The organism is Paenibacillus kobensis NBRC 15729 (assembly GCF_004000825.1).
GTDB lineage: Bacteria > Bacillota > Bacilli > Paenibacillales > Paenibacillaceae > Paenibacillus_T > Paenibacillus_T kobensis.
The window spans coordinates 62,427-70,945 of the sequence record NZ_BILZ01000031.1; the positions used below are offsets into that span (position 1 = coordinate 62,427).

Sequence of the window (8,519 nt, forward strand, 5' to 3'; positions counted from 1 at the left end):
GAATGCGGAATTTGTTCGTTTTATCATTGCTTGAATTTGTAAAAAGTGATATCATAAATATATCAAAATGATTTACTCCATTTTTCGCTTATTCACCTATAAGGAGAGTGCTTGTTGATGAAAGAATTCAAAGGCTGGTACATGAATGGATATTTGGCGCTGCTGTTGTCGCTCGTCTCGTTCGCGGGCGGCGTCGCACTTATTATTTTCGGCGCTAATGCAATCGAACCAGATGTTACATTGATCGTACTGGGCATCGTACTCCTCGTCGTCTTTATTGTCGCTGTATCCTCTCTGCTGATCGTTCAGCCGAACGAAGCAAAAGTGATCACTTTTTTCGGCTCCTATAAGGGTACCGTACGTGAAAGCGGCCTGTGGATGGTGCTTCCTTTCTCCAACAAATCCAGAGTGTCGCTCAAAGTCCGCAACTTCAACAGCCAGACGTTGAAGGTTAACGACCTGGAAGGCAATCCGATCGAAATCGGCGCCGTCGTCGTGTTCAAAGTGACCGATACGGCCAAAGCAAGCTTCGACGTCGACAACTACGAGAAGTTCGTCGCCATTCAGAGCGAGACCGCTATCCGCCATATCGCAGCCCAATATCCGTACGATACGTTCGGCACGCAGCCTGTCGTTTCCCTTCGCGGCAATGCGGATGAAGTCGCTGCCGAGCTGATCCGCGAACTGCAAACGCGTCTCCATGTAGCAGGCGTGGAATTGATCGAGACACGTCTGACCCATTTGGCCTATGCACCGGAGATCGCAAGCGCTATGCTGCAACGCCAGCAGGCGATCGCCATTGTCTCCGCCCGCCAGCAGATCGTCGAAGGCGCCGTCGGCATGGTCGACTCCGCCTTGAAACAGCTGGAAGCGAACGGCATTGAGCTCGATGCCGAACGGCGCGCTGCGATGGTGAACAACTTGATGGTCGCGATCGTCTCCGACCGGGCTGCTACACCTGTCATTAACGCAGGGTCTCTGTACAGCTAGAGGACAATAATGTGGCCAAAGAAAAGAAAGCTTTCCCGCTCCGTCTCGATCCGGAGCTGTACCGTGCGCTGGAGCGTTGGGCTGGCGACGAATTCCGCAGCGTTAACAGCCATATCGAATTTATACTGCGGGAAGCACTGTCGAGATCAGGCAGGCTGAAGCAGCCTAAGCCGCCGGAAGACCAGCCTGACGACTGATATTGTAGAAGAGGATCCGTTCCATATGTCATGATGGCATGACAATGGGGCGGATCCTTTTATTCATCATCACCCCGATCCCCACCGCCGCAGCAATTCGTCTTTCCATCCCTCTTCATGGTAAAATCGAACCAGCGACCCTACATATGAGAGCTAAGCCAGCCCAGAACGGAGGACCACTATGAAAGATGACATCATTAAGCGGTTCACTTCTTACGTAACCGTCGATACCCAGTCCAACGACGACAGCGAGACATGCCCTACGACACCGGGACAGTGGACGCTCGCCCGCCAACTGGTCGAAGAACTGAAGTCGATCGGCATGGCGGAAGTAACCGTCGACGAGAACGGCTACGTCATGGCGACGCTGCCGGCTAATACGGACGTACAAGTCGATACGATCGGCTTCCTCGCCCATATCGATACGGCGACCGACTTCACCGGCGCGAACGTGAAGCCGCAAATCGTAGAGAGCTATGACGGCGGCGACATCGTGCTGAACGAATCGCTCGGCGTTGTGCTGTCGCCGAAAGATTTTCCCGAGCTGACAGGATACAAAGGGCATACGCTCGTTACGACCGACGGCACGACGCTGCTCGGCGCGGACGATAAAGCAGGCATTGCCGAAATTATGACCGCGATGGATTACCTCATCCACCATCCGGAAATCAAACACGGCAAAGTGCGCGTCGCTTTTACGCCGGATGAGGAGATCGGCAGAGGACCGCACAAGTTCGACGTCGCCGCATTCGGCGCGAAGTATGCGTATACGATGGACGGCGGTCCGCTTGGCGAGCTGCAATACGAGAGCTTCAACGCCGCGCAGGCCCGCATTACGATTAAGGGCAACAACGTACATCCCGGCACAGCGAAAGGCAAAATGGTTCACTCGTCCAAAATCGCGATGGAGCTCCACGGCAAGCTGCCGGTGCAGGAAGCACCGGAATATACCGAGGAATACGAAGGCTTCTATCATCTGATTTCGTTCCAAGGGGCAGTCGAGCAGACGCAGCTGATCTACATCATCCGCGACCACGACCGAACGAAATTCGATGCGCGCAAAGCTTACCTCGAACAAATCGTCGGCGAGCTGCGCGAGAAGTACGGCGCGTCCAGCATCGTGCTGGAGATGAAAGACCAATACTACAACATGCGCGACAAGATCGAGCCGGTCATGCATATCGTCGAGCTCGCCCGTCAAGCGATGCATAACCTCGGGATCGAGCCGGTCATCGTGCCGGTAAGGGGCGGCACCGACGGCTCGCAGCTGTCCTATATGGGATTGCCGACGCCGAACATCTTTACGGGCGGCGAGAACTACCACGGCAAATTCGAATATGTATCGGCCGACAACATGCTCCGAGCGACGAATGTCATTATCGAGATCGTCAAATTGTTCGAGCAGAAAGCGCACAGCTAACTACTAAGGTCCAGTTGCAACTAGCATTAACAATGGCTATGCCGCTATCCGGACCGCTTGTCGCCCGGCGTCAGCGGCATAGCCATTTTATTCCCGCTGCATCAGGCTTCCATAATTATTGATCTTTACCTTCACGCTGTAGGTGATGTTCGCCGAAGGATAGTAATCGCTCCGCCACCGCTGAAGCTTCTCGAACGGAATCTTATCGCGGTAGTAATTGCCAAGCCCGAGCGGATCGCTCCCGCTGTTCTTCAACTTCTTCATTAACTGTCCCAGCTCTCGTTCCAGTAACGCCGTCAATTCCTTTACGATTTCGCTCTTAGGATTATCGCTCTTCGTCTCTGTCAGCGTCGCTTGAATGGACAGTCTCCCGTTCATCTCCGCTCCTTGTCCGTTAAGTCTGCTCCGCCATTTCATGTGTGCCGATTTAATCGTGACGCTCGTGTCACTTAATACCTCAACGGCAGCGCCATAATAACGATTGGTGACGACGTTAACGAGCAGTGTCTCTTCCGCATTCATGCGGTCTACCATCTTGCCTTGTCTCATCACCGCCGAACCGGCAAAACTGAGCACCGTATCATCGCCGGGCCGGATAATCGGTATGAGGACATCTTCCGTATATGATCTCGTGGAGGCGAACGCTTCCATCATCGTGGTCTTTGCCGTTTTTGGCGTCCAGCCGGCTCTTTTATTCGCAAATTTATAGAAAGTGGTCACATCGTTATTGACCGCTTGCTTAGAGTTCGAGAGCAGCCTCTTCATGTCGCTGTCCGTAATGGCAATCAACGCTTTGGGCGACATATTCCGGGATCGAATTGCATTGCTCAGCGCCTCTCTGAGTCCTTGCTCCGCAATCGACTGGTGGATGACCACCATCTCAACGCTCAGCAGATCGATATAGTTCTCGATGCTCATTCTAATTTGATCCACCGCTTCACTGACCGTATCTGCTTCGCTCGACACGACTTTAATGACCAACTTCTGCTCGGCCGGAATCGGAATTTGCAAATACACTTGATAAGCTTTGTTCTCTCCTTGTCCGATTCCCATAATGACGGGCATGGCCCTATGATTAATATCGTGGTAATCCCAGCATCCCCCGATCAGCCCTCCGCATCCGATCCACAGCATCAGCAGCGATACCATCCGAACGGAACGCCAGCTACGCATGCGGCTGCCTTTCCTGCTTCAACAGGCTCCGGCAATAAGCGCCGAACACAGCGACCATGCACAGCACGCCGCACCGAACCGGTCCAATCCACCTCATCATATGTTCCACACTCTCCACGTTCGGAATTAGCGATACGAAGAAGAGCGAGAGCACCGCCATCGTAATCGGGCTGCCAATCAGCTTTCTTACAGTCGAGGAGCCGGAACAAAGCTTTCTAGTCAGCCACAGAAGCGCACTTACGTTTATGAGTGTACTGAGCAGCATAGCCATGATATAGAACATCGATATCCGGTCGAAGAAGAACCAGTTGACCGTTGCCGTATCCAAAGCCGTAATAAGCGGAAACCGCAGATTGTCCGCCACCTCTTGACCGAATACGCTAAGAGGCAGATAAGCGATACTGAAGAAGAACAACAACGACAGGACCCACGCCCCCCACAGCCACCGCTTGGCATTGGCGGACATCGGCCCCATAAATCCGACCAATCCAACGACGTTCGTAAAATTGAATAAAAGGGGCAGGCTCGAAACCTCCCGCATAAAACCAAACGACGGCTGAATAGGAAACACCAGGTGATAATTCATGTATTTCGCCATCGATCCGAAGCTCATCATAATAAGCGGGGCACCGAACAAGGCGATCAGCGACGCCAGTCTGAGCAGCGAGTCCCGTTCGGCATAGGAGATGCTAATCGAGGCAACAAGCAGCAAAGCGGATAGTATCCACTGCGGCGTGTCCGGCAAGTAAAGCATGCCGAATACTTTGGAGTGGCCGCCAACGATGACAGCCAGTGCAAGAAGATTCCCAAAGAGCAATGGCCATAACAGCAATAAACGTATCCAAATGCCCGCCTTATTGAACCGTGTGAGCAAGTCCCCTTTCTCTTCACGAAGCCCCCCGACGATAAGACGCAGCATAACGCCTTGCAGCAGCCATCCGAGAAGTACCACTACCCAGTGCCCGGAATCTTGGGATTGAATTATGCTCTGCGGGTACACGAATACGACTAGCCCGCATTGAAGAACAAGATATAGAACGGCGATGCTCATTCCTTGGCTCATGAGGCTACTCCTTTTGTTCCAGTGGCTTTACAGGAAAAAACGGCTTTCTCATCACCGTTGCGGTGCATAGGAGAGACAAGAGCAAATAGAACCCGCACACGATGCCGAGCGGACCGAACAAAGCCGCAAAGCCTAACATAAAATATTTGCTCATTCGAATGACTAGCGCAAAGTTGTACCCGATGACCGTAAAATTCGCAATCGTAGACGCGGCGAGTACGATAATAAGCAGGTTGCTGACGAGATTCGCATCTACGACCGCCTGTCCGAGAATGATGCCCCCTACCATGGTCATCGCGGGACCAATGCTTTTCGGCAATCGAATAATAGCTTCAAGCAGCATCTCCATGATGAATAGCAGGATTAACGCTTCCGTAATGGACGGATAAGGAACGCCTACGCGACTCTGCGCAATCGAGTAAATCAACTCCACCTTCATCACGTCAGGATTGATCGATACGAGAGCGACGTAAGCGGCGGGGGCTGCGATCGCAACTAACACGCCCAGTATGCGAAAGGCGGCCAGCATGGCAGCTGCAATGGCAGGATAATCCCGGTCTTCGCTGGATATAAGCAAGTCAGACAGTTCAACCGGGATGACTATAGCATCCGGATATCCTTCGATGAGCAGCACGACCCGGCCTTTCTTGAGAAAGTTAGCCGTCTCATGAGGCGATTCCGTCCGTGCATACGAAGGGATCGGGTTCCACACCGGCTTCCTGCCCAGCCAACGCATTAATTGGGCAAGGGAGTCGAAATCGTCACCCTCACGGGCTCTTAGCGCCTTCTCGCAATCGTATACGAAAGCCGATTCCGCAGCGTTCATCATCGACAGCATCAGAATCCGCTTCTTATAGACGGAACCGACACTAATGATCGATTGCTTCAAAGCAGGCGACCGAAGCTCATTGCGGACCAGCCCTAAATTCGTTATCAGATCTTCGATGAAGGCCGTCTTGGAAGACACCATAATATTTTGATTGACAGGGGGATTAATGGAACGGTTCAACGGCCGTTTCTCGGACTGAACCCAAGCCCCTCCAGTTCCATCCGGCATCAAGAGAAGAGTGCGGCCTTCGAGAAGACCGGTAATCAAATCGCCGCGAGCTTCAACCGCACCGATAACCGCCCACAGCTGCTCCCATGTATGCGCTTCTTCACCCCCTGATTTCAACAAGCGCAGATTCGTTGCCGGAATATCGACCAGGCTCGATAATGCAATCAATTCAAGCGTCATTCCGCCAATCTGCAGCTTCTGCGCATACCAATCCACACTGGTTCCGAGCTTCTCTACAATCAGGTCCCGCTGCGTCTTCGTCCCCTTGGACACCATTGCCAATCACCTCTTGGTTAGCATTGGCATTATGATTCATTCCTATGAGAAAAAAAAGAAACTGCTCTTTGGTTCTGCAGAGGAATCATCCTCTGAACCAAAGAACAGTTTCTTGTTATCTCTTAGCTAGCTGCCTGCCGTCTATTCGAAATAAATCGCTTTGCCCGTACGCGAAGACTCGTAGATCGCCTCGAGAATTTCGGATACGACGAGCGCCTGCTCCGGCTTCACGACAAGCTCTTTGTCATACAGGACGTGCTCGATCCATGCGCGCGCTTCAAGCTCCGCCGGGTCGTCCGATGCGCCTTCGTAGAAAGCGACGCCGCCGCTCGACAGCTCGATCTCTTTCGTATATAAGCGGCTGTTGCTCTCGCCGTTGATGCGGAGCCCGTTCTTCATATCAGCGCCTGCTTCGGTTCCGCACAGAGTCACTTTCGCTTCGTCCACTTCAAGCGAGTTGAGCGCCCAGCTCGACTCCAGCACGAGCGATGCGCCGTTCTCCATCGTAATCATCGCGAATGCGGAATCTTCGACGGTGAACTCCTTCGGATCCCATGGACCCCAAGCGTTCGCCGCATTCTCGCGCTGCGAAAGTTTATGGTAAGCGCGTCCGAGAACGGCTTTCGGCTTATAGTTGTCCATCATCCAGAGCGCCAGATCAAGTGCGTGCGTGCCGATATCGATAAGCGGTCCGCCGCCTTGCTTCTCTTCGTCGAGGAATACGCCCCATGTCGGTACGGCACGGCGGCGGATCGCATGCGCCTTGGCGAAATAAACTTCGCCGAGCTCGCCTGCGTTAGCGGCATCTTTCAGATAGCGGCTGTCCGCACGGAAACGGTTCTGATACGCGATGCTAAGCTTCTTGCCTGTACGCTTTGCCGTCTCCAGCATGCGGCGGGCATCAGCTGCCGTCTTCGCCATCGGCTTCTCGCACATGACGTGCTTGTCCGCTTCCAACGCCGCAACCGTAATATCAGCATGAGAGTCGTTCGGCGTGCACACATGCACGACGTCGATCGAGCTGTCTTGCAGCAGCTCCTTATAGCTTTCATATACAACGGCATCTTCCGAGCCATACTTAGCCTTCGCTTCTTCCGCGCGTTCCAGCACGATATCGCAGAAAGCGGCAATCTCCACTTCTTTCACTTTCGAGAGCGCCGGCAAATGTTTGCCGTTCGCAATACCGCCGCATCCGATGATGCCTACACGTACTTTGGACATAATCGTATCCTCCTTCAAAACTACGGATTGTTGCTCTGACACTAGACTTAGTATATTGCAGCGCTTATTATATTGGTAAGATTGCTAGTAGCGATGCTTTTATGTGATTTTGTCATTCGGGGGTACGACCATTGGAAATATTGAACGAGAAAGTCGCTTATGAAAACCCTCTTTTGTCATTGAAGATTTATACAGCTACGCGCCATCACGATGCCTACATTGATTGGCACTACCATCGGGAAGTGGAAGTGCTGCTCGTCAATGAAGGCGGCTTGGACGTAGACGTACAAGAGGAAAGATACCGGCTGGAGGCTGGAGACATCGCGCTCCTCGGTTCGTCGCAGCTGCACCGGGACCGAAGCTTTGGCGTGCCGCTCAACTATATCGTTCTTCAGTTTGATTTGGAGCAGTTTTTCGACAGCAGCACGATTCCGTTTATGCGCTATTTTGCCGAGACGCAGAATCCGCTGAGCAGCGCTAACTATATTTTTCAAGAGAACCCGCTGCTTAGACGCGAGGCCGCTGCCTGCATCCGCGCCATTCTCCGCGAAGCGACGGACAAGCGGATCGGCTATGAGCTCGCGGTCAGCATGCTGATCAAACAGCTGCTGCTGATCATTATCCGCAACGACAGCAAGGAAGTGCTGAGCGGACAGGACGACTTCGACCGGATGAGGCTCCGTCCCGTGCTGACCTTCGTGGAGAATCATCTGACAGACCGGATCCAAGTCGAAGAAGTTTGCAAATTGGCAAATATGAGCTACTACTATTTTGTGAAATTTTTCAAGAAATCGATCGGGCTTTCGTTTACGGAGTATGTGAACTACCGCAAGATTAAGTGGGCGGAGCGCATCCTGCTGACGAAGGACTTAAGCATATCGGAGGTCGGAGAGCGGATCGGCATGCCGAACATGGCGCATTTCTACAAAATGTTCCGCAAATATAACGACTGCTCGCCGAAGGAATTCCAGAAGAAAATGCTCGCATGGGGCCGCAATTAGCGGCAACGCATAACAAAAAACAGGGGTGCTCGTCATCGAGCCCCCTGTTTTTTGTTATTTTGCTGCCTCGCATGGGCCGATAGAACAGATTTCTCTGCTCTATCGGCAGCTTGCCTGCCCC

At 52.8% G+C, this 8,519-nt stretch carries 8 protein-coding genes; 4 read left to right on the plus strand and 4 right to left on the minus strand.

Annotated elements, in window-relative coordinates:
• Nucleotides 1-117: 117 nt before the first annotated feature.
• The 3 genes from PKO01S_RS17855 (at nt 118) to pepT (ending at nt 2,607) form a co-directional block, all read left to right on the plus strand.
• Nucleotides 118-990: an SPFH domain-containing protein gene (locus tag PKO01S_RS17855; RefSeq protein WP_127532800.1), complete on the plus strand. Its 873-nt coding sequence runs from the start codon at nt 118-120 to the stop codon at nt 988-990.
• Nucleotides 991-1,001: 11 nt separating this feature from the next.
• Entirely contained in the window at nt 1,002-1,187 is a 186-nt protein-coding gene (locus PKO01S_RS17860) for an Arc family DNA-binding protein (protein WP_127532801.1), read from the plus strand.
• A 181-nt stretch (nt 1,188-1,368) separates the two neighbouring features.
• Nucleotides 1,369-2,607 (plus strand): peptidase T, encoded by a 1,239-nt coding sequence (gene pepT / locus PKO01S_RS17865; RefSeq protein ID WP_127532802.1) that lies wholly within the window; start codon nt 1,369-1,371, stop codon nt 2,605-2,607.
• An 87-nt stretch (nt 2,608-2,694) separates the two neighbouring features.
• On the opposite strand, the gene PKO01S_RS17870 is transcribed toward pepT, so the two are convergent.
• From PKO01S_RS17870 to PKO01S_RS17885, 4 genes are all read right to left on the minus strand, one after another.
• A complete protein-coding gene (locus PKO01S_RS17870; RefSeq protein WP_127532803.1) occupies nt 2,695-3,780 on the minus strand; it encodes a Ger(x)C family spore germination protein in 1,086 nt (361 codons plus the stop codon).
• Nucleotides 3,773-4,843: a GerAB/ArcD/ProY family transporter gene (locus PKO01S_RS17875; RefSeq protein ID WP_127532804.1), complete on the minus strand. Its 1,071-nt coding sequence runs from the start codon at nt 4,841-4,843 to the stop codon at nt 3,773-3,775. Before PKO01S_RS17875 ends, PKO01S_RS17870 begins: the two co-directional genes overlap by 8 nt.
• Before the next feature lie 4 nt (nt 4,844-4,847).
• The gene (locus tag PKO01S_RS17880; protein ID WP_127532805.1) at nt 4,848-6,176 is read right to left on the minus strand and encodes a spore germination protein; all 1,329 of its coding nucleotides are present in this window, start codon (nt 6,174-6,176) and stop codon (nt 4,848-4,850) included.
• A 141-nt stretch (nt 6,177-6,317) separates the two neighbouring features.
• Nucleotides 6,318-7,397 (minus strand): Gfo/Idh/MocA family protein, encoded by a 1,080-nt coding sequence (locus PKO01S_RS17885; RefSeq protein ID WP_127532806.1) that lies wholly within the window; start codon nt 7,395-7,397, stop codon nt 6,318-6,320.
• Between the two features lie 131 nt (nt 7,398-7,528).
• Between PKO01S_RS17885 and PKO01S_RS17890 the strand changes: the two genes are divergently transcribed.
• Nucleotides 7,529-8,398 (plus strand): AraC family transcriptional regulator, encoded by an 870-nt coding sequence (locus PKO01S_RS17890; protein WP_127532807.1) that lies wholly within the window; start codon nt 7,529-7,531, stop codon nt 8,396-8,398.
• The last annotated feature ends 121 nt before the right edge of the window (nt 8,399-8,519 follow it).